At 44.4% G+C, this 20,520-nt stretch carries 20 protein-coding genes; 11 read left to right on the forward strand and 9 right to left on the reverse strand.

The annotated features are described in order from the left end of the window. Positions 1–91: 91 nt before the first annotated feature. From EKM84_RS04220 to EKM84_RS04235, 4 genes are all read right to left on the reverse strand, one after another. The gene (locus EKM84_RS04220) at positions 92–2,350 is read right to left on the reverse strand and encodes an SH3 domain-containing protein (protein ID WP_125764003.1); all 2,259 of its coding nucleotides are present in this window, start codon (positions 2,348–2,350) and stop codon (positions 92–94) included. Between the two features lie 102 nt (positions 2,351–2,452). Further along, positions 2,453–2,743 carry a hypothetical protein gene (locus EKM84_RS04225; protein ID WP_125764005.1) on the reverse strand — a complete coding sequence of 97 codons (291 nt, stop codon included), beginning with the start codon at positions 2,741–2,743 and terminating at the stop codon, positions 2,453–2,455. A 172-nt stretch (positions 2,744–2,915) separates the two neighbouring features. Continuing rightward, positions 2,916–3,269, reverse strand: a complete 354-nt coding sequence (locus tag EKM84_RS04230) for a phage holin, LLH family (protein WP_164511307.1) — start codon at positions 3,267–3,269, stop codon at positions 2,916–2,918. Between the two features lie 493 nt (positions 3,270–3,762). Continuing rightward, positions 3,763–5,565: a phage tail tip lysozyme gene (locus EKM84_RS04235; RefSeq protein ID WP_164511308.1), complete on the reverse strand. Its 1,803-nt coding sequence runs from the start codon at positions 5,563–5,565 to the stop codon at positions 3,763–3,765. 419 nt (positions 5,566–5,984) lie between these two features. On the opposite strand from EKM84_RS04235, the gene EKM84_RS04240 reads away from it, so the two are divergent. After that, positions 5,985–7,028 (forward strand): hypothetical protein, encoded by a 1,044-nt coding sequence (locus EKM84_RS04240; RefSeq protein ID WP_125764011.1) that lies wholly within the window; start codon positions 5,985–5,987, stop codon positions 7,026–7,028. A 521-nt stretch (positions 7,029–7,549) separates the two neighbouring features. Here the strand turns inward: EKM84_RS04240 and EKM84_RS04245 are convergent. Beyond that, a complete protein-coding gene (locus tag EKM84_RS04245) occupies positions 7,550–8,239 on the reverse strand; it encodes an N-acetylmuramoyl-L-alanine amidase (protein WP_125764013.1) in 690 nt (229 codons plus the stop codon). Positions 8,240–8,567: 328 nt separating this feature from the next. On the opposite strand from EKM84_RS04245, the gene EKM84_RS04250 reads away from it, so the two are divergent. Together EKM84_RS04250 and EKM84_RS04255 are read left to right on the forward strand one after the other, a co-directional pair. Next, a complete protein-coding gene (locus EKM84_RS04250) occupies positions 8,568–9,788 on the forward strand; it encodes an RNA-guided endonuclease InsQ/TnpB family protein (RefSeq protein WP_125764015.1) in 1,221 nt (406 codons plus the stop codon). 206 nt (positions 9,789–9,994) lie between these two features. Continuing rightward, positions 9,995–10,261 (forward strand): Mor transcription activator family protein, encoded by a 267-nt coding sequence (locus EKM84_RS04255; protein ID WP_225418139.1) that lies wholly within the window; start codon positions 9,995–9,997, stop codon positions 10,259–10,261. Positions 10,262–10,322: 61 nt separating this feature from the next. On the opposite strand, the gene EKM84_RS04260 is transcribed toward EKM84_RS04255, so the two are convergent. Further along, on the reverse strand, positions 10,323–11,270 hold the full coding sequence (locus tag EKM84_RS04260; protein ID WP_125764019.1) for a helix-turn-helix transcriptional regulator: 948 nt from the start codon (positions 11,268–11,270) through the stop codon (positions 10,323–10,325). Positions 11,271–11,360: 90 nt separating this feature from the next. On the opposite strand from EKM84_RS04260, the gene EKM84_RS04265 reads away from it, so the two are divergent. The 4 genes from EKM84_RS04265 (at position 11,361) to budA (ending at position 15,427) form a co-directional block, all read left to right on the forward strand. Continuing rightward, the gene (locus tag EKM84_RS04265; protein WP_164511309.1) at positions 11,361–11,615 is read left to right on the forward strand and encodes a Mor transcription activator family protein; all 255 of its coding nucleotides are present in this window, start codon (positions 11,361–11,363) and stop codon (positions 11,613–11,615) included. A 104-nt stretch (positions 11,616–11,719) separates the two neighbouring features. Continuing rightward, positions 11,720–11,983: a Mor transcription activator family protein gene (locus EKM84_RS04270; RefSeq protein ID WP_125764023.1), complete on the forward strand. Its 264-nt coding sequence runs from the start codon at positions 11,720–11,722 to the stop codon at positions 11,981–11,983. 232 nt (positions 11,984–12,215) lie between these two features. After that, the gene (locus EKM84_RS04275) at positions 12,216–14,462 is read left to right on the forward strand and encodes a hypothetical protein (protein ID WP_125764025.1); all 2,247 of its coding nucleotides are present in this window, start codon (positions 12,216–12,218) and stop codon (positions 14,460–14,462) included. Between the two features lie 251 nt (positions 14,463–14,713). Continuing rightward, positions 14,714–15,427 carry an acetolactate decarboxylase gene (gene budA / locus EKM84_RS04280; RefSeq protein WP_125764027.1) on the forward strand — a complete coding sequence of 238 codons (714 nt, stop codon included), beginning with the start codon at positions 14,714–14,716 and terminating at the stop codon, positions 15,425–15,427. A 142-nt stretch (positions 15,428–15,569) separates the two neighbouring features. Here the strand turns inward: budA and EKM84_RS04285 are convergent, their stop codons facing one another. Both EKM84_RS04285 and EKM84_RS04290 read right to left on the reverse strand, forming a co-directional pair. Then, on the reverse strand, positions 15,570–16,073 hold the full coding sequence (locus tag EKM84_RS04285; RefSeq protein ID WP_125764029.1) for a DUF2798 domain-containing protein: 504 nt from the start codon (positions 16,071–16,073) through the stop codon (positions 15,570–15,572). 68 nt (positions 16,074–16,141) lie between these two features. After that, positions 16,142–16,564, reverse strand: a complete 423-nt coding sequence (locus EKM84_RS04290; protein WP_125764031.1) for a hypothetical protein — start codon at positions 16,562–16,564, stop codon at positions 16,142–16,144. A gap of 289 nt (positions 16,565–16,853) precedes the next feature. Between EKM84_RS04290 and EKM84_RS04295 the strand changes: the two genes are divergently transcribed. The 4 genes from EKM84_RS04295 to EKM84_RS04310 all read left to right on the forward strand — a co-directional run bounded on the left by EKM84_RS04295 (position 16,854) and on the right by EKM84_RS04310 (position 19,573). Beyond that, a complete protein-coding gene (locus EKM84_RS04295; RefSeq protein ID WP_125764033.1) occupies positions 16,854–17,867 on the forward strand; it encodes a C40 family peptidase in 1,014 nt (337 codons plus the stop codon). A 170-nt stretch (positions 17,868–18,037) separates the two neighbouring features. Beyond that, positions 18,038–18,268, forward strand: coding sequence for an antitoxin of toxin-antitoxin stability system (locus tag EKM84_RS04300; RefSeq protein WP_125764035.1), 231 nt, complete (start codon positions 18,038–18,040; stop codon positions 18,266–18,268). Continuing rightward, entirely contained in the window at positions 18,261–18,611 is a 351-nt protein-coding gene (locus EKM84_RS04305; RefSeq protein ID WP_125764037.1) for a type II toxin-antitoxin system PemK/MazF family toxin, read from the forward strand. Before EKM84_RS04300 ends, EKM84_RS04305 begins: the two co-directional genes overlap by 8 nt. 254 nt (positions 18,612–18,865) lie before the next feature. Further along, the gene (locus EKM84_RS04310) at positions 18,866–19,573 is read left to right on the forward strand and encodes a hypothetical protein (RefSeq protein WP_125764039.1); all 708 of its coding nucleotides are present in this window, start codon (positions 18,866–18,868) and stop codon (positions 19,571–19,573) included. A gap of 228 nt (positions 19,574–19,801) precedes the next feature. Here the strand turns inward: EKM84_RS04310 and EKM84_RS04315 are convergent, their stop codons facing one another. Beyond that, the gene (locus EKM84_RS04315) at positions 19,802–20,374 is read right to left on the reverse strand and encodes a DUF1097 domain-containing protein (protein ID WP_125764041.1); all 573 of its coding nucleotides are present in this window, start codon (positions 20,372–20,374) and stop codon (positions 19,802–19,804) included. Between the last annotated feature and the right edge of the window lie 146 nt (positions 20,375–20,520).

Genomic DNA, 20,520 nt, shown 5'->3' on the forward strand with positions numbered 1-20,520 from the left:
AAGAGATAACAAAAAAGGGTAAGAAAACCATTTGCGGTTTTTCTTACCCTTCTTTGTTTTACTTATGCGTACCTATTTATTAAAGATATAATTAAAGGTAAGGCATATATACATTACCGTCAGCGGAATCATAGCCGACAGTAATGGTTGAAACTGCTGGACTGTATCCATTGTAGTTCTCCAATGAGTAACTATATGGAAGATTCTTTTTAGCTGTGATAGTCGTAATCAAGAACTTTTGACCATTCGGTTGTACACCATAGATAGACTGTGAATACTGACCATGGGCAGACTCGTTTCCTGACAAGCCATTTGCAATCGGTGCTCGTTCAGGGTTGGCATTAGTCCAGGTACTTGCACCGACGCCCTTGACTCGCATATTTGAGCTTGAATGGATATCCTTAGCCTTTTCAGTAATAGTCTTCCCATCTTGATTAGCTGGTTTTACATCACTTGCTAACGTGTAGATTTGATTACCGTCCACATGAATATCATCCATTGTGTGAGTAGATCCAATCATAAACAAAGCGTATGATGGCGCATACTTAAGCGCTTTTTCAGCATTTGCATTGTATCCGTGAACGTCATTGAGAATATCAGGTTCAGCAACGTGGACCATTTGCGGATTCATATTGAAAATCTGGTTGTTTCGAATGTAGAATCCACTGTTCTTCTGTTTAGTCCCTTTCTTGTAGTTATAGAACATAAATACGTTAGGAGAAACTTGAGTCTTTCGACGCTCAATTTGATTGTTAGTAATTGTGATGTTTTCAGCACTAGGGAAATGAATTGGTGCGTAAAAGCCGTAGCCTCCAAAATTTGCCGGTTTAGGGTCCAAAATTAAGCAGTTAGTCAGATGAATATTGTTTGGTACTTGTGTAGTTGCAGCACCAACGGCTCTGCTAAGATGGGTACCAACAGGTTGAGGCCCATATTTGGCAAGTGTCGTAGCATAACTATCGGTATAGAGTGGCAAGAATCGACAACCATCAATATAGACATCTCGTGTCGGAAGTTCAGTGAATGGGCGAGAACCGTAATCATTTGGCCTTGCACTGTATCCGCCATCATAGTCATAGTCGGTTTGAATCGCCTCTTTATAAAAATCTTTTTCAGAAATTGAAGACGTAGATTTTCCAACACCAATGAATGTCGAGTCACTTACATAAATATGGTCCGAACCACCTAAGTCAAGAGAATGACCACCGTTGGCTTCGTTTTGATCAAAAGTGCATTTAGTGAACTTGATATAATGGCTTACTAGGATGCTATGAACTAAGCGATAAACATCGTTGTGATCATTATCGTTAATTCCGCGGAAGATAATGTTAGTCCAAGTGGTATTAGATACACCATCATATTGAAAAGCGCTTCCTTTATGGGTCTTGATATCCTGAACCTGAGATATTGTCCCTAAGAAGGTGGCCCCATCAGCACCAACAAAATCAACGTTGGAACCAATATTAGGACGGCCAATTTTGAAAACACCGGCCGGAATATTGACAGTTACAGCAGATGAGTGGGCAAAGGTAAATAACTTTTGAAATGCCTCGTTGTTAGCTGCAATATTATCCTCGGAAGTTCCAGAAACGGCTCCTAAGTCTTTAACGAAATCAATAACCGTTTGACCAGGAGTCAGACCACCGGCATCACCAGTAGTACCGCCCGTGTTGCCACCGGTTGAACCACCTTGCGAGTAGACTGGGTCACCAGGCTTAGAATCAGTCCCATAGTACCGGAATGGATCAATCGTTGCGTATGGAACGTAATAAGTGGCGCCACTGGTGTGAATGTAACGGAACCAGTAGTGACCGTCAGCCTTGATCTTACCGTTGTAGTAGACCGTTTCACCAATAGCGAAGCTGTCAACTTTGTTGGCAGTTGTCATGTTCGTGGCATCTCGCCCACGAGCTGTTTCATCAAAAGTAAATGATCCGTTCTCAACAAGAAGTGTACCATCAGGAGTTTGGTCGGCCACATTGGCACCGGCTTGGCCCGTCAAGGAACCTAAAGACCCAGTCGTAGAACCTGTACCAGTTGAACCAGAGCCGCTAGTAGCGGCCTTAATGGGATTGACTGAATTAGAATCAGTCCCAAAGTAAACGCCGGTGTCGGTGTTAGCGTAAGGAATGTAACGACGAGTGCCGCTAGCAGCGATGTAGGATAACCATAAGTGATTACCATTTTTGAGCTTACTATCGTAACTAACGGACATCCCTACAGTGTACGTAGCAACGCCGGAGTCGCTCATATCAGGTGTGTTCCGTACACGACAGTTCGTGTTAAAAGTGAATGACCCAGAAGCAGTAATCTTATACATGTCTGGGGTGTTGCTTACATCAATAGCCATAATTAAAAACCTCTTTCAAATTTTTTTGTATAAAAAAAGCGCTAATGCGCTAGAAATTTGGGTATAAAAAAAGCCGTCTAGATAGACGACTGAATGTTAGTGTTACAAGTTACCGTACTTGGCATGATACTTATCATTTTCCTGGCGAAGGATAGTGTTAGCTCGGCGAAGAGTTGAAATTTGCTGCTCATATTGCTGGGCCATGTGTTCTTTCTCATGAGATAGGTTGTCGAAGTCTCTCTGTAAGTCGTCCAACTTGTCTTGCATATTAGTCAATGCTTCCGCCGAGTTATGTTTCACCTGGGCCATAATCCATTCCTCCCACTTGGTTCGGTCTTGCTCCGCTTGTCGCTTGTCGCGAGTATGGGCGTGAATGATAGACCAAATAACCATGGCGAATGAGCCTAAAGCACCTACCAGAGTAGCGATATCTCTAAGACTCATGGTCATCGCCTGCTTTGCGGTAGAGTTGGCAGAAGGGTGGAAGTAAGGCATCAGCTGATATGGTAAGTTTTTCGATTCTGTTGGGAACCGAGCCGATACTTAGAACCATCATTGAACCTCCTTATAAATCAAGGTGTTGATCACCAGCCACTAAATGTTTGTAGAGCTGATAAGCGTTTTCTACAGCAGCAGAAACCACGGATGGGGATAACGTAATGCCATGATTATTGAGCTTAGATGTTACAAAACGGATTGCTTCATCTTTACGTTCGGATTTTCCAAGATTACTCATGACGGCAATCTCAGGAACAATGATTGTAGCTAGTTGATCGGTAAGCTTGAGTGCTTGCTGCAGTCGGGTGTTATGCAAGGTCTTGAGCTTAGCCTGAACTAGCGGATGGAGAACGTAGTAAGCAACGATAAGGATTACTGTGAATAGCGCGAACCAATTAAGCGCGTCCGCATTATCGGGCATAAAAATCATCTCTTTTCATGGAGACTTTGATTTATTGCTAGCAGATAAATCAGTCTCCTTTGGTTTTTTGGTACAATACCATAATATGATGGAATTGAAGGTTTCAACTGCAGGGGCACTGCGGGTTTGGTGAAAAGACACTGCAGATTTAATGAAAATCCAGTAAGAGGAATAGGGTTGTGACAGAGGATAGGTTTTAAGAAGCAAGAGCCTTAACCTGATAGGTGGGTCGTGCAAGTTGGTAAACGTAGTTCGAAATAAAAGGCCTGAGAAATTGCATATGCAATTTCTCAGGCCTTTAGACGAAGCAAAATGATGTCATAATTTAGATGAAGCGAGCTATTCTCTGGGTATTCAGGGGGCACATTTGTACAACGGTATTATGACTGATGGTGTTACATATAGAAGCTATTTGGCGTACTCGGTCCCCTTTTAACAGTGTCAAATTAAAAAACACCTCCCTATTGGAGAGGTGTTAAGAGTTACGAGGTTTCTATTCTGCTGGTTTGATAGGATCCTTAGGAGTGGTATCTGACCCAAAGTAGGTTCCTTTAGAAATATTACCGTAAGGGACGTAACGACGAGCACCGCTAGATACAAGGTAGGATAGCCAAAAATGGTTATCGTTTTTAACTTTGCTATCGTAGTTAACTGTCATACCGGTTGTATAGGTTGCAACACCAGTGTCACTCATGACGGGAGTGCTTCGTACACGACAATTTGTGTTAAAGGTAAATGAACCTGAGGTGGAAATGGTATACATCTCTGGTGTGGTTGCTGCAGTGCCGCCGGTTTCACCAGTTGAACCAGAGCTGGTTGAACCAGACCCAGTCGATTCAGACCCAGAGTCTGAAGAGATAGGATCTTTGGGGTTATGATCATTACCGAAGTAGACGCCGGTAGCTGTGTTAGCGTAAGGAACGTAACGACGAACGCCACTGGCTGAAACGTAAGATAACCAGAAATGGTCGTCAGTCTTAATCTTTTTGTCGTAGTTAACCGTACCACCATCGGTATAAGTGGCGACACCAGCGTCACTCATCTTAGGTTCATTGCGAACAGCGCAACTCGTATCAAAGGTAAATGAGCCTGAGAGGTCAATGCTGTAGCCATCAGGCGTAGCTTGTGCCGCTTTGGTGTCCATCTTTCGCGTGTTAACGCCATAAGTTCCGGCATTGCCCTTGTTGTAAATGGTCCACCAATTTGCAGCAAATTTTTCACGTTCCGCCGCCGCGTCACTGATTGGTTGGTGCATTTCGTAGCCACGTAAGAAATCGAGTGCGGCAGTCTTAGGGTTCGTATTGTGGGCAAACTGCTTAAACGTTTTGCCGCCACCATAGAAACCATTTGTAGATACTTGACCCCAGATGTAGTCTAATTGGACATTGATGTCGCTGACGGACTTGCCATGCTTGTCGGCATAAGCCTTGATTTTGCCAGCTGGCGTGAACTGGGCAATCCCATACCCAGTAGAGGAAGACATTGACCAAGTGTGTGGCATACCTAGTTGCCATTGTGTGGGGTTGATATAGGATTCGTGCTGGAAGTTTCCCAAGATTCCACAGATAGCCGCGTCTGAAAGTCCCTTTTTATTGAAATAGGTATAAACTTGTTCAGCATGTTGGTGCATCGGGTCAGCTGGCTTCGTTGGCGTAGTGGTTCCAGTTCCAGTACTGGTCCCAGTGGTTGTAACCTCGCCGAGTAAAGTGCCATCAAAGTCATAGCTGAAATCGACGTGCAGACCGTGTCCGTTATCGGTGTATTGCCAGGCTCCAGCATTGTCAACGCCAGGCTCAACATTGTTATAGGCAGCAACCCAGATTGGAGTGTTGTTAAACAACTGTGACTTATTGATGCGGCCAGAGGTAAACCAGCTAGCCGAGGCGTAAACAACCAAGTGTTTGTAGCCTTGTTGGCTAAGGTACTGTAAGAATAGGTTGATGTCATGGGTAGCAGACTGCATGACGACAGGATCCTCAACATCGATAGCAACAACGGTGGACTTATCCAGGCCGATAGCTTGTAGGTTTTTATCAAACCATTTGGCTTCGTTAATCGGATCAGAATCCCCGTATTTTTGAGAGTTACCTTTGAAATAATGGTAAGCCCCCACGGTCTTAAAGACCTTTAACCCGTTAGCAACTTGTGTCTTAGCCTTGGGGTTCACGTAGGCATCACCCGTAGCTGAACCTTGAGTTACTTTGATAATGACGCTTTTAGCATAAACAGCGAGTTTCTGCATGAATGCTAATGAATCATCTTGGTAACTAGAAATATCTGCAACTTCTGTTGACATAAAATCACGCTCCATAGTTAGTTTTTGGTACATGATTAGATTAAGACATTGCGGAGGATGTAATGCGCCATTAATACGCCAATTTAACGTCAGGAAAGGCAGATTCTTGTGTGATTTGAGTGTTTTGTGGTTACAAGAATACCGGTTGGTATGTGGATAATGTGATTTATTAGATTAACTATTTTTGAATCACCTTAAGGCTGCCCTATAAATGGTTGAAGCGTACGATGGATATGAGCCTGCTAAATTAATGAAAAGTATGAATAATTTTAAATCCAGATGCTGTATAACGTAGAGTTATAATGAAGAATAAGTTGAGAGGATATGGTAAGAACGGTTAATAACAGAGCAGTTTTTTTGCCTCTTCTGAATGGTATACTTTAAGTGTCTAAAGTTAAGTAATTAAGGAGGGTGAGTGTATGTGGGGAGCAATTGCTACGGTTTTTGCGGCACTTATTGCCGCTGTTACTGCAATGCAGATAGCAAGAAAATTCCAAAGACAAAATGATGAAATTAGCAACCTTCACGGAGAATCGAGTTGGCGAGCAGATTTATTTGAACTAACTCATGTGAGTAAGATTGATAGGGAGTCTTTGGAACTTTTTCGAACTTGCCTTAGCGCAACGCGGGGTATAAAGGTTACTAAGGGATTAAGATCTAGGCTAGTGAAGTACGACCTCAATGAAGCAAAAAGGACTAATCTTGATTTGGATGATATTTGTATTCAATATTATGCTGGTTTGAATGAAAAACTAATATTGCAGGATGTAATTACAGAGGATAAATTGCTAATTAGCTTTAGACTTTTATGTCGATTGTTGTTGAAATCTGATTGGAATATTCGTACCTCTCCCGAGAATAAAGAGAAGGTTAACTCAGAAATTATCAATAAGGCAGAGAAGATTATAAAATTGCTAGGTGACCCTTTTAAGTGTGCAGAGGAAACGCTGGAAAGTGGTTTTAAGAAAAATTCCGAGAAGAAAACAGCGAGCTCGGCGGTTGTGACTGAGATAGTTTGGGCTTTATTAGGAATCAATCTAGGTGCTTATCTGTTCTATAAGTTTTCTGATGCATTTTCAATTGTGAATGGATATTTGGGACAGCTAAATATATTGGATTTAGTTGGACTCAGTACGATTTTGTTCTTTGCAGTTCTTTTCTCTTTTGTAAATCTTGTGTATATGTTGTCGTTAAAACATAAGGGCTTTAGAGTATACAATGAGTTGTTCTTTACCTTATTGCCGCGATTCTTCGCTTGGGACGTGTTGATAATCGCGTGTGTCATGCAATTACCTAAAGTGAAGGATAATTTGATGGGTGTCACACCTGTTTTGGTTTTGTTTGGTATCACCTGTTTGCCAATCATTACTGGGGTGATTTTGGTGTGGAAAATAGATGGTCTGGGTTTGAATGGTTTTTTTGAACTTTCAAAGATTCGGGCGCACTTTGGAAAAACAAATTAGAAGTACTGGAAGAAACTAGTTGGCAAATTGTTATTTTCACGATAAACGTGATAATTAGCAGACTTGACAAAAGTGTGGTTTATCTTTATGCTAACGACTGCAAGGAGTGATTTGATTAGTTACATAGGTTAGCTGGGGCCTGGGGCGTGTAGCCCCAATGAACCGTCCTTTGTGTAACAAAGGACGGGGTAGTATTTAAAACAAATTTGTTTCTAATTGACAAATTGAGTGCGGTAAAGAAGAAGACCTAGGCAACATTAGCATTGCCTAGAAAGTTACGTAAGCGATAGCTAAGTGCGTTTAAGTTTCCATTGTGCCCTCGTTTAGAGGGTTTATATATATAAAAAGGAAACGGCATTCTCAAAAATCGAGACTGTCGTTTCCTTTTTTATTTGCGCTCTAATATTTATCTACCTTTAGTGAAACGGTAGTGTGTTGCACTGTCAAGAAGAGCCTGATTATATTCATTTTTTGTCACTGAATCAAGGGTCCGAAGAAAGACGGTTAGCGCGGGAACCCGGTTACTTGATCTTCTCGTTAGTGATGGCTTCAATATCACCCTTGGCAATCTTAGCCATGTGCTTCTTCAGATGTTTAACGTCAGTCTTGTTCGTGATAAAGCCGGATTCGACCAGACTGTAGTCGATACCCCGGCGCCGTAATACGTTGCAGTTCCGTAGGTTGGTCCGAAAACTGTAGCCGTTGTAGGCTCGGTTCAAGCCAACGTATTTCTTGATGACCTTGGCCAAGCGTTTGTCACGGACCGTGGGGTGCTTCTTGTGAATGATGACGTGGCCACCGTGACCGGCAGGGGCGTCCAGATGGAACATGATGACGGTCGTGTGCTTGTTCAGCTTGTAGCTCCCCTTGTGATGGTAGAGCGTGTCGCTGACCAGGTTGTGCTTGGGATTGTAGAAGGTGATGGTGCTGTGCTTAACTTCCTTGGCGTACTTCCGCAGCTGGGGCAGCATGTGTTGCCGCAAAAAGTGGGCTTCGGTCGTCCCATTTCCGCGGGCACCCGGATCGCCGGCACCGTGGCCCATGACAATCAAATAGTGTTTCTTCGGGGTCGTGCGCTTCGCCGTTTTAGTGGTCTTCGTGGTGGTTGTTTTGGCAGTTGCCGTGGTCGTCTTGGCTGCAGCGGACGTGGTTCCAAAGGTCAATGGCAGTAAGAGTAGGGCTGCTGCTAAACCCAATTTCCAGGTTCTCATATGTAAAGACTCCTCATGTTGTGATGTGAATCGTTATCAGTTCAGCTGATTAACTGAATTAATGATACGCCAAATGACGTAAAAATTGTAGGATTCATTCAAAAGAAAAGGAATTATACAAGAGAAAATTCACTGTTACTTAGAAGGCAAACTGGAATAATGCCTTATGGGTGTAAGGTCGAACATAGTTTTATTAAAGACAGAGCAGAAAACCTGCGATTTTAATCGTGGGATGAATGCCAGAACTTAATAATATTTTTTTGAAACATACGTTCCCCCAAAGGGCTAAACATGGTATACTTAATCCAATCTACAGGGGAGGTATCCATTGGTTAAATTAGGGCGGACAATTAAGCTGAGACTCTATCCAGACACGAATCAAGCAGAACAATTTTTAGCAATGAGTCAAGAGTATCAACAATTAGCCAATATTGTCAGTCAATGGATCTTTGACCATGAGTTTCAGTTGAGCTGGTTAAAAATCAACCACCATCTGTACAAAATATTTAGACAAGAATCACCACTCAATAGTCAGATGGTCCAATCTGTTTTTCGGACAGTAGTAGCTCGCTACAAAACGGTTCAGGAACAAATGAAGCAACATCCTTACCGTTACCAGAACGAGGAAAAAAAGTGGGTTCAAGTTCCTAGAGACCTGAACTGGTTAGTGCAACCCATCCAGTTTCGTCGGCCACAAGCAGACTTGGTACGCCAGAGTAATTATTCCTTTGTAGACAAGATGCGACAGATTTCAATAACGACTCTAGGTAAACGAACTAAGTTAAAATTCACTAGCAAGGGATTTGAAAAATACTTTGCCGACAACTGGAAACTAGGTACCGCTAAGTTAGTCCACAATCGGGGTAAGTGGTTCTTGCATATTGGCATCACGAAAGAAGTTAGTGATTTCAATACTAAGGATAATCCTAAAATCGTGGGTATCGACCGTGGATTACGTTTCCTAGCGACTGCCTTTGATAGTGAAGGAAAGACGCTATTCTTTGATGGTCAAAAAATCTTACGTAAGCGAAAGAAGTTCTTAGAAATTCGTCGGCAATTACAAAGCAAGGGAACTAGATCTGCCAAGAAGAAGCTGAAACGACTAGCTCAACGAGAGAACCGCTGGATGACCGATGTGAATCATTGGCTAGCTAAGACACTCGTTGCGGCATATGGGTCGCATACACTTTTTGTTTTGGAAGACTTAACTAATGTGACATTCAATACTAACGATTTGCCTAAATCCTTGCGTAATAGCCATCGTTCGTGGGCCTTTTTCCAGCTAGAATCTTTCTTAATGTACAAGGCTCAAGCCATTCAAAGTACTGTTTTGAAAGTGAGTCCAGCATTCACTTCACAACGCTGTCCCAAGTGTGGATTAGTTGAGAAAACCAACCGGCACCACGATACTCATGAGTATTGGTGTGCCCAATGCCAATATCGTTGTAACGATGATCGATTAGGAGCCATGAATATCGAGATGCTGGGTCAAGAATGGTTGAATGGTGTCAAGAGACCAAAGATTAAGAAACTAACGACTGTTGGGTAGATCCTGATAGTTAAACGGGTAGCTGTCAATTACCCGATGATGTTGCCACTACGAGTAGGAGTGCCTAATAGGCATGTTGGACTACTGTGTCGTCAGACACGTGAGCGACAAGCCTCTGAATTCATTCAGGGGCAATTGACCGGCCGTACACCTTTGGTACGCTATAAAGGCAAAAAACATTACAGTGAGGAGAATGATCAATTGGAATGCGGGTTGATTTGCTACAGGAATCATACGCTCAGCTTTATGAATTAGTGGGTGAAGAGTTAACCGAGAAGATTTATGAAATGTATCGGAGCCGGCAAATTTCGTTTCCAATGCGCCTTTACAACCGCGACAAGGTCGCCGAACAAATCGTTGAGGAGTACGACGGTCACAACTTGGCTGAGTTAACCAAAAAATATGAATACTCGCAGCGCTGGATTCGCCAGATCATTCAGAAGCATCGCGAAGAACATGGCGAGAAGAAATAGGAAAAGACGTTTGGACTTGCGCCCAAGCGTCTTTTTTGATGGTGTCATAAATTTTTGTATGTTAGTAGCGGTCTAAAGTCCGTTGTAGTTCGGCGCGCATGTCCGCAACAAAGTCACTGGGAGATTGGACCTGAACTAGGGCGCCCTGACTGAGCAACCACATCTTAGCGCCGCGGTCGAACGCTATCGCTTCAATCAAGACGGCACCTTCGTCGGGGCAACGCTTGATTACTTTGGCTGTCGGAAAGCGGTCGAGGGCCGCCTCCACGATGCCCCAGAATTTGAAGCGGACTGTGAGCTTCCTACCCGGCTGCATGTAGTGGACTAGCTGGCGAATCTCACCATCCTCGACGCGTTCCGCACGGGTCCGGGTAATTGGCTGTTGATTGTTGACCTGGGTGTGAAGAATCCGGTCGACCCGGTAGAAGAGATTGTTCTTGTATTTGGCATTATAGGCGACCACGTAGAAGTAGTACTCTGAGAAAATGATGGCCTCGGGCAGGATAGTACGGGTCACGATTTCGCGGTGCTGACGCTGATAGGTGATGGTGATGGTCTGGCGGTGGCTGATGTAGCCGGTGAGTTGCCAAACGGCGTCGAGCAAGGGTCGACCGTGATGGACCGGCTGATAGTAGAAGCGTTCATTCTTGATGATGGGGCGGATTTCATTTTGATCAGCCACGGGGATGAGCTGGAGCAGGCCGTCGATAGTCTTATTCATTTCCTCGGTGGTTAGGGCGCGGCTGGCGAGCACAATTTTAATCAAGAGGAGTAGTGCTTGCTTGGAAACGGTGGCCTGGGTGGTTGCTAGCTGATAACCCCCGGATTGATGATCATAGGTTAGGCGGTAGAAGAGTTGTTGGTCGGTAAAAAACTGGCGAATTTGGCTGATATCCCGTTGAATCATGCGCGAGCTCACGTGAAATTGGTCGGCTAGTTCGGCTTTCCTGATGAGATGATTGGTGAGCAATAATTGAAAGATGGTTAATTGACGGTAGGCGGCATTCATTTGGCGGCCTCCTTTTTTAGTAGGTGGACATATTCTGTCTATTTGTCATTGTAAACTCAAGTTAATTCGTAAGCAATGGAGTTGATGACGATGGATGAGACTAAAAATTGGCACGGATTATACCAGGAGCTGGCACGGGTGGTGGGTCCTAAGGCCACGAAAAAGTTGTGCGTGTACTTTGGCGGCTCCCAAATTAGTTTCCCCAAGCGGCTGTGGGACCAGCAAAAGGAGGCCACGGCCATCCGACAGGCGTACAACCAGGGCGTTAGCGTGGTCACGCTGGCTCGTGAGCACAATTACTCTAGTCGCACCATTCGCAGAATCTTAGCAAAACCGGAGGCATAGTGCCGGGAAAATTGCCGGTCGCGTGTACGGCCAATGCCATTTTAGCTAACCGTGCACGTTTGCTACTCTGTGAAGTGTAGAAGTCAGTGAAGGAGGAGTTTTGAATGAAAATGCGAGTGGATTTATTACAGGATACGTACGCCCAGTTGGTGGAGTTGGTGGGGGAGGAGCTGACCGAAAAGATTTATGAGCTTTACCGCGGTCAGCAGGTCTCATTTCCCATGCGGCTCTACAACCGGGATAAGGTCGCCAAGCAGATTCTGACTGAATACAACGGCCACAACATTGCGGAGCTGACTAGGAAGTATGATTATTCCCAGCGCTGGGTGCGGCAGATGATTCAGTTGGGGCGGGAGAAAAGAAGATAGCAAGCAAAGTGTTTATAAGATGATGCAAGTCCAGTTAACAAGCTTTTAGACTAGAATCTTTTTGTTCTCTGAATTCTAAAAAGTGAGTCGTAGCTCAGACCATAATAAAACGTAATAAAACTTTAGAGGGTTCTTGAATGTTGTATGTTTTATCGGGAATTATGCAACTTAAAGTAGGATAATAGTAAATATTATAGGTAAGTTCTTACAATAAACTTTGGGAGGTCATACTATGCTCTTTATACTCTATATTCTAGTCGGATTTTTTTGTTATTGGTTTGGAAAAAATGAATTGAATACGAAAGGAAAGGTGCTCTGGGGAGCCACATTAGGTATACCATTTCTTGTGGCTTTTTTATGGGTAGGGCTAGGTTTTAAAACATTAATTTTAGTCATTGTAGCTGTTTTAATTGTATTTCAGGTTCGTGATGGGCTATCTGCCAGCAGTAACCGTGCTAGCTGGAAAAGAATAGATTCTATAATTGAAACACCTTATGAATTTGTGGAAGCTTTAGGACAAAAAGTGGAGAGTTCTGGTAGAGGTTCAGACATAAAAATTATGCCGGATGATCTTCCGTATAACCGTATACGGGCATTTATTCACGGAACGTCGCTAGATTCCAATAATAGTGGTGTTTTTCCAATAGTTTATAATGCACAGCCTGCGGATAATGAGATGGCCTTTTTGGAATACGGGTACACGGTTTTAACTGCTGGTATTGTAATTAAGTATCAGGTTGAAGATAAGACCGAGGTGACTGATTCTAAACAGAAAAAATATAGAGCGAAAACTGAAATTATCTATTTTCAGAATTTATATTATGTTCTTCGAAAGGGTAGTAAGCTTATTCTTTGGTATGAAAATAATAACGGAAAACAAAAGCGAACATTATCAAGTGAAGAGTTAGCTGCCCACCTTGAGTACATATTAATGACGGTTATTCAGTTGGGGTGGACTCATAATGTCAGCCAGGTTTTAAATCGATTTTCTGCTGAGGATAATAACGAACTGGACATGATCGTTGATGAAACGAATCAGGAAGCTGATCGTATAATGGCGATTAAGAATGCAGCTGAAAGTGCGAATAAGGCATATGAGTATAAGCAGTTTCAAAAAAATATGACAAGATTTAGGACGGGAGCGTTTAATTTAAATCAGACACTTTCTAAAGAGATTATTCTCAATCAAGTTGCCGATCGATTTGGTGGCGGCCAAGGACACGGACATGCTGGTGAACAGGCAGGCCATGCAAACGATGCATTAAAGCTAAAAAAAGCTGTGAGATGGGGTGGAACGCACGAGAAAGGTGGGGCTGATAGAGTAGTTAATGGTCAGAAAATTCAAACCAAATATTATACGACGGCCCGTGGATCTGTCGATGCATTCATAAAAGGTGATTATGCAAGTAGGGGGGAGATATTAGAGTGCCCGAAAGATCAGTACAATCAGGCGATTAAATTGATGGGTAAGAAGATTGAACAAGGAAAAGTTTCAGGAGAAACAAACCCTCAAAATGCTGCCAATTATGTTAAGTGTGGTGCGTTAACCTATGAACAGGCGGAAATTGCGACTAAATCAATTTTTGATCGTCACTCAACAATTGCAGTGCGAGGAGATAACAACAAAGTAGTTCGTGATAGTAATGGAAAAATTGAAACAAGAAGTGTCACCTTTGGTGAAAAGTTAGCGTATTCAGTAGGTACTGATTTAAAAGCTGGCGCAGCTGCAGCATTGCCAATGGCAACAGTAACAGCAGTTTGGACTTTTACTGTTGCAGAATGGAATGGTGCAGATATGAAGACGGCTCTAAAAATGTCGCTTTTAGGATTTGCTAAACCAATGTTGTTTGGAGCGGGTGTATACGCTTTTTCAAGTCAATTTGCTGGTTCAAATATGGGCAAAAAATTAGCAATTAATCTTTGGGGAAGCCGTAGTAGTAAGGAGCTAGCGAAGGTGGGTAAATTAGCTGGTGGAACAGTAGTTGCTGTTATTTCGTATGGTCCTGATACAATTGACTTTTTACGTGGAAGAATTTCGATGAATCAACTGACTAAGAATATTAGTGTTACAACCACAGGCATGGTAGTTGGGTCAGTGTTGGGCTCCTCACTGGGACCAATTGGAGCAGTCGTGGGTGGAGCAGTTGGTTCCTATACTTCAAAAAAATTACTCGATCAGTTCTCAGAAGATGACAGTAAAAAAATGATTCGAGTTGCAAAAGAAGAATTTATTGAGAATGTTGTCTCAATGCCACTGTCTATGGATGAATTTCAGGAAATTACGACAATAGTTTTCCTAGATAAGAAAAGTACTGGACTCTATAAGGAAATGTATGCATCAGGTGAGGCAAGAAAGTATATTGATGATGTCTTACAAAAATTAGTCGCTGATAAATTTAAGAGTCGTGATTTACCGGAAGATGATATTGTTAGTATGGTGCAGAGTGCGGATGAGAAGTTTGCTGGTTACGCTTGGTAGTAAGTACCTATTTACCAGCAGGATGCCAAGCACCTCGCAATCTATCAGCAGCGAATGGCGGCTAAGCAGTGGCAACGGACCTGGCCGCGGTTGCAGGTTGCGGAACGCTAGTACATCGCCAGAATAAAGATGACCTGATTTTAAGTCCATTCGCGGTTAAACGAATGGGCTTTTTTGCTAGGCATGCCCCTTGCAATCCCCACCACGCGCGGTATCGTAGAGACAAAGAACTGCGAAAGGAAGCATACCTAATGAAGGATACAACGACACTTTACCAACACGGCACGTTGGCTCTGCTGGTGCCCGGACTGTTAGCCGGCACCCTGACCATGGCCGAGCTCTTGCGGCATGGCGACACGGGAATTGGGACCGGGGAAGGCCTCGATGGTGAGCTGATTATTCTTGACGGTCACCCGTACCAGGTTAACGCGCAAGGTGACGTCCATGAGGTGGCCGGGGATTTCACGCTACCCTTTGCCAATGTTCACTACGCCGACTACCAACCGTTGATGACGGTGCTGGGCGCCAGTCAAGCCGACCTCAACCAGCAGATTCGCGCACTGGCTCAGCTGGATAATGCCTTCTTCTCCGTTAAAATTACGGGGCTGTTCACCGCCATCCGGACGCGGGCCGTTGCTAAATCCGAGCCGCCGTATCAAACGTTGGCCCAAGCCGCGCAGCAGCAACAGATTTTCTCCCGCGGTGAGGTTGAGGGGACATTGATTGGCTACTACGCGCCACAACTCTATGATGGCATTGCGGTCGCCGGATTTCACGATCACTTCCTGGCGGCTGATCACAGCTTTGGCGGTCATTTGCTAGACTTTGAAAGCGTCACGGGTGAGGTGGACGTTCAGCCTTTTAGCACGCTGGCCCAGCACTTGCCGATTGCGGACGCCGCTTACCGCCAACATGACTTTAGTGGTGACGATATCGTTGGGGATGTTCGGCGGGCGGAGCATTGAGTTCACAATCGTTAATATAGAAACTAAAAGCAGTGCCAACCGCAAAAGTTTCGGTTGGCACTGCTTATTTTTTCGTTGGCGTGGGACCGCGAAAAAAGAAAAACGTCCCCACTACTTGTTGGTAGCGGCGACGTTTAGTTAGTTAATCTTCGACTGATTTGGTTTCTAAGACTTCGGCTGGGGCAGTCCGCTTTTGCACGGCACCCAGGATAGCGCGGGCGATTGGCCCAACAATCAACAGCTGTAATGGCAGAGCCATGAACAGGTTGAAAATCCAAGTGTGCAGGTAAGTGAGGAAGAAGTTGCTCCCGAAGTTTTGGGTAACGACCATCCCGAACAGAGACATCAGGGTGACCATGCCGGCAACCATCATCACTGAGATGGTGAGGGCGATACGAATCTGCTTCTTTTTCATGTAATCGTTAATGATAAAGTGGAAAAAGATGTATTTGACGCCGGGGCCGATGATCCCCAGGTCGCAAATGGCGGCGACGATAAGGGCCAGCGGGTAGCCGGTCAGGACTTCGCGGATGAAGTGATGTGAAAATCCGTCGGCTAAGGCGATGTTGTAGCCAGCCATGACCAAGACCATGAGTCCCGCCATAACGGCTGTGAAAAGTAATTCTTCTTTGAAATTTTTAGGCATTGTGTTGCTCCTCGTTTAAATTTCCCACGAGATGCTAGCGTACCATAAATTTTTTGTTTGTGTAAGGATTATTTGTGGTACCAGACATATTTATGTGCTACAGACTGTGCATCAATACCTTTAACACCAACGAGCTTTCCTTTTTTCTTCACATGGATAATGTAGCCAGGCATAGTCCCGCTCTTACCAGAGTTTACGAAAATACCCTTAATCGAATAGGTATTCTTGCTAGACTTGACTAGGTGGGCTTGGGCCAGTCCTAAATCAAAGTTTTGCCAGTACTTTCCATATTTATGATAAATGGTGGCGTAAATCTTACTTGTCGTAACATGTAGTGTTCGCCGGTTTTTGGCAGTTCCCTTAGTCTTCCAGGTTCCACGAAGTGATTTAGGTATCGGCTTATAAGCCGCCTGAGCAGGAATACCAGGCATGCCTGCCCCAACAGTCGCGGCGATTAAACCTGCTGCCATTAGTTTTGTGACCTTCCGCATAAAATCATCCTCCTAGAGTCGCTGGCGAACCCGTCGGCGGCTTTTTAAATTGGTATAAAACGCTAAGTAAGTTGGTCGCCCGGGGTCGTTCATCACCCTGGAGGTGACACAACCTAGGCTAACTCGAGTTTAGCGGAACTAAATGGACGTTACCAATCCTTCTGCCCGTGCATTCCCACCTGATTTCTGCAAGGTAAACCGCATTACCCCGAAACCCGAATATTTAGTAGGATTACCCTGTATTCATCGTTTCATAACTAAATAGTTAACCAATCAGGAGGGATTCACAGTGCATAAAGTGAAGTACATATTGAGCGGCTTCTTTGCGCTCGGCTTGATGGTCACGGGATTTGCGGCCCAACCAGTGACAGCCCAAGCCAGCAACACGGCGGATAAAGTCGTTTACAACAAGGCCATCAACAAGACCAAGACGTTGTATCACACCAAGTACGGCTTCTACAAGAAGATGTACAAGACGGGGATGAAGAAGTCCGCATCGGCTAAATACGAGTACAAGCACCATTTCAAGGTTAGCCGGATTGCTAAGAACGGTCACGGGGTCTTCTACAAGACTAACCGGGGGTGGATTCGTCAGGATGCCTTTTACAAATGGGTTCGTTATTTCAACAAAATGAATTACACCATGAAGGTCAATAAGAAACACATTTTGCTCTACAATAAGCCTAAGGGACTGAAGGGGGCCAAGGTGACTGGGAGTACCAGCACCAAGAACCTCGTCGGCCACTGGTACCACGTGGATAAGCGGGTCGAATTGAACACCACGCCATCCAAGTCTGGGTACTACCGGATCAACGTTGGCGACAAGAATTACTGGATTCGTGCCAAGTACATGACCATGGACCAAAAGGCCCTCAAGGGAAACATCAAGAAGGTTGAAAAGGCCATCAAGACGGGTTCCGCACTGGTTGGTCAGTCCAAGTACCTGTGGGGCGGCGGCCGGACCAGTTCCAGCATCGCAGCTCGTCGCTTTGACTGTTCATCCTTTATCCACTGGATCTACGCCAAGTCTGGCGTGCGCTTAGGACCAACGTCCAGCTGCACGACCTACACGCTGATCCACATGGGCCGAAAGATTAAGCCGAAGAATATGAAGCGTGGGGACATCTTCTTCTTCAACGACAAGGCTGAAGGGCCTAACTGTCACGTTGCCATTTACTTGGGCAACAAGGTCTTCCTGCACGACTCACCAAGCTCAGATACTGGTGGTGTCGGGATTTCTAGCTTAAATGATAGCCACTGGAAGAGCCGGTTCAACGGTAGCGTTCGCCGGTTGGTGGGTTAAAATGAATGAGATTTAAGGAAAGTCGTCGCCGGTTGGTGGCGGCTTTTTTCGTGCTGAGAGAGAGGCGGTCTAAATAATCTATCTTAAATATGGGATAGCTGAAGCGTAGTGCTTGCAAAATAGTAGTTTGCATATATACTGATATATATAAGGCGAAAGGAGTGGTCAGAATGACAATCAAAGCACGTAAAGTAGGGAGTTCTACTGTGTTGACAGTACCCAGTAGCATTGAAACGGCACCTGAATACGAAGTTTATGAGGGACAAGATGGTCAGATCATTTATACGCCTAAGACACCAAACCCATTTTTAGATTCTAAGTTTGTGGCAACACACGATTTTTCACAAAAAGAGGCATTTTCCGGACACATGGTAGGTCACGAGGTTCCGGAAGATGACTGATTATATTCCAGAGGTACAAGATATTGTTTGGATGGATTTTGATCCAGCGCTTGGTCATGAAATAAAGAAAAGAAGACCAGCGTTAGTGTTGAGTCATAGTGGGTACAGTAAGTTGACCAACCTGGTTGTTGTTTGTCCAATTACGCATGCGGCTAATAACGCCATTCGGTCGGCTGGGTTCATGATACCAATTTCCAATGATATTGATGAAATTGATGGATTTATTAACCCATTACAATTTCAAACGCTTGATTTTAATAAGCGACATATCAAGTACATTACGTCTCTAGATACGCCCACCTATCTTAATGTCCGAAAAAAAGTGTTATTTGTTATTGGCTAGTCATAAACACATCTGGGAGTGCGAAATGCGTTCTGAGTATGACCTATTGTGCTAAGCTTGATTAGATAATTTAATGCAAGTCGTCGCTAGTAGGTGGCGGCTTTTTTGTACTGAGAGCTATCCTTAGGTGGTAAGCGAGGTAACCGTCTAACGAAGTGAACGGTTAATCATAAAATGAGAGCAGCTCATATGGTCTACAATTGGGCAAAAGAAATAGCAAAGATGATTTTTTCAGAGGGGAGGGCGTATAGGAAATGATTATTAATGGCACGCTCAAGAAAATTCGAGCTGAACGTACTAGGAGTTTGGTAGTTGGTCCAATCGAATTATCCTGTCCAGATTACCGACTTGAGGGGAATTTTGCACCCTACAATCGGTTAGCAGATTTCCTTTGGCAGATTATTTCAACGCGAGTGATACCATCTGCATTGAAAAAGAACGATGTTAGTGAAAAGCAAAACGAATTTTTAGAAAGTGACCTAATGCTACCAGCGAGTTTGACTATCTTATCGAAAAATAAGGCTGGGATGACGGAATACTTGTTGGTTTGTATGAATCGCGACTTAACAACAACCTATCGTGTTTATTTCTCAATGGATCAGGAAATCTTTCGTCGTAGTCAGTATGGCTTCTTGATGACCGATTTGTTGGCCACGGTGACTGCCAAGGGGGTTACGCGTGAGTTCCAGATGACCGATGTCACTGAGCAGGGTTACAATGCTTATTGGGAGCTTGCGCAAGCGCTTTGGCTGATTGTCGAAGATAGCGTTGCACTTGTTTTTGATGGAACGGAAGAGGAAGACGATGCCCAGTATTATTTCACACCACGCTGGATAGGTGATTTAGGACGGGTCTCGGTTCATTTAGAGCGAAACAAGAATCACTGCCATTTAACAGGGAGTTTGGCAGATGGCTCGTATCGAGCAGAGGCCACGTTTACGATTCATGAGAAGCTAGGTTGAGAAGCTTAGTAAGCAGAATTGCCAGCCTTGATTAAGGAATAGATTTAAAGAGATATCGTAAAAAAGCAAACAGGTGTCCAGTTGATATTTTTCGTGGATTACCAAATAGCCTGCACTGGGCGGAGACAACGTTTACTTTGGCAAAGAACGCGAAAAGTTAAGTGGCATCAAAAAGACCTGAGCACTGGCCAATCGTCAGTCTCAGGTCTTTATTATTGGACTATAAAGTTAACTCATCTGGTCCTCAGGTTCACTCTTATCCGCGGTATCGTCGTGGTGCTTACCGTTCTTGTCCGCTTCCTTTTCCGGGAAGAACTTGAACATAATCTTGTTAAAGTAGTCTGACGCGTACCCAATCACGAAGATTCCCATGAACATGGATGCCAACAGTTCGAAGCAGAACATTGGCCAGCTCTTGATGGTGATGTTGGAGATAATCAGCATGGTCGTCCCCCAAGTAATCAGCCAAGCCGGGACTTCCGTGAACGGCAGGATGGTTCCCTGCAGGAAGAGGGCGGCGAAGGTCAGAATCCCAAACATCACTGAGGAAGCGACCAAGCCGGAAATCCAGGACACGTGCAGCAGTGAGAATGCCAACAGCCCCCAAATGAGGCCCAGGCAGAAGCTCAACATGATATTCCAAATCTTATCCTTCGGGAAGCCGGCGCCGAAGAAATAGGAAACGGCAATGAAGGCTGCCGCACCCATCCACAGTGAAAAGCCCGTCATGATTAGACTGTAAACGATGGTAAAGCCACCGACCCCAATGGAGTCGAACCAAACTTTTTTACTAATTTTCATGAGTGTAATCCCCTTTGCTAGTTAGCGCTTCCATTCTGCGTATTGCTCTAGTGTACAGAATTACGCAGAACCGCGCAAGGACTTTAGGTAAAACGTTTAAACCCAAAATGGGGCCGAACCCAAACATAACGTTTTGGCCCAGCCTC

Origin of the sequence: Levilactobacillus mulengensis, assembly GCF_003946045.1 — a bacterium.
GTDB lineage: Bacteria > Bacillota > Bacilli > Lactobacillales > Lactobacillaceae > Levilactobacillus > Levilactobacillus mulengensis.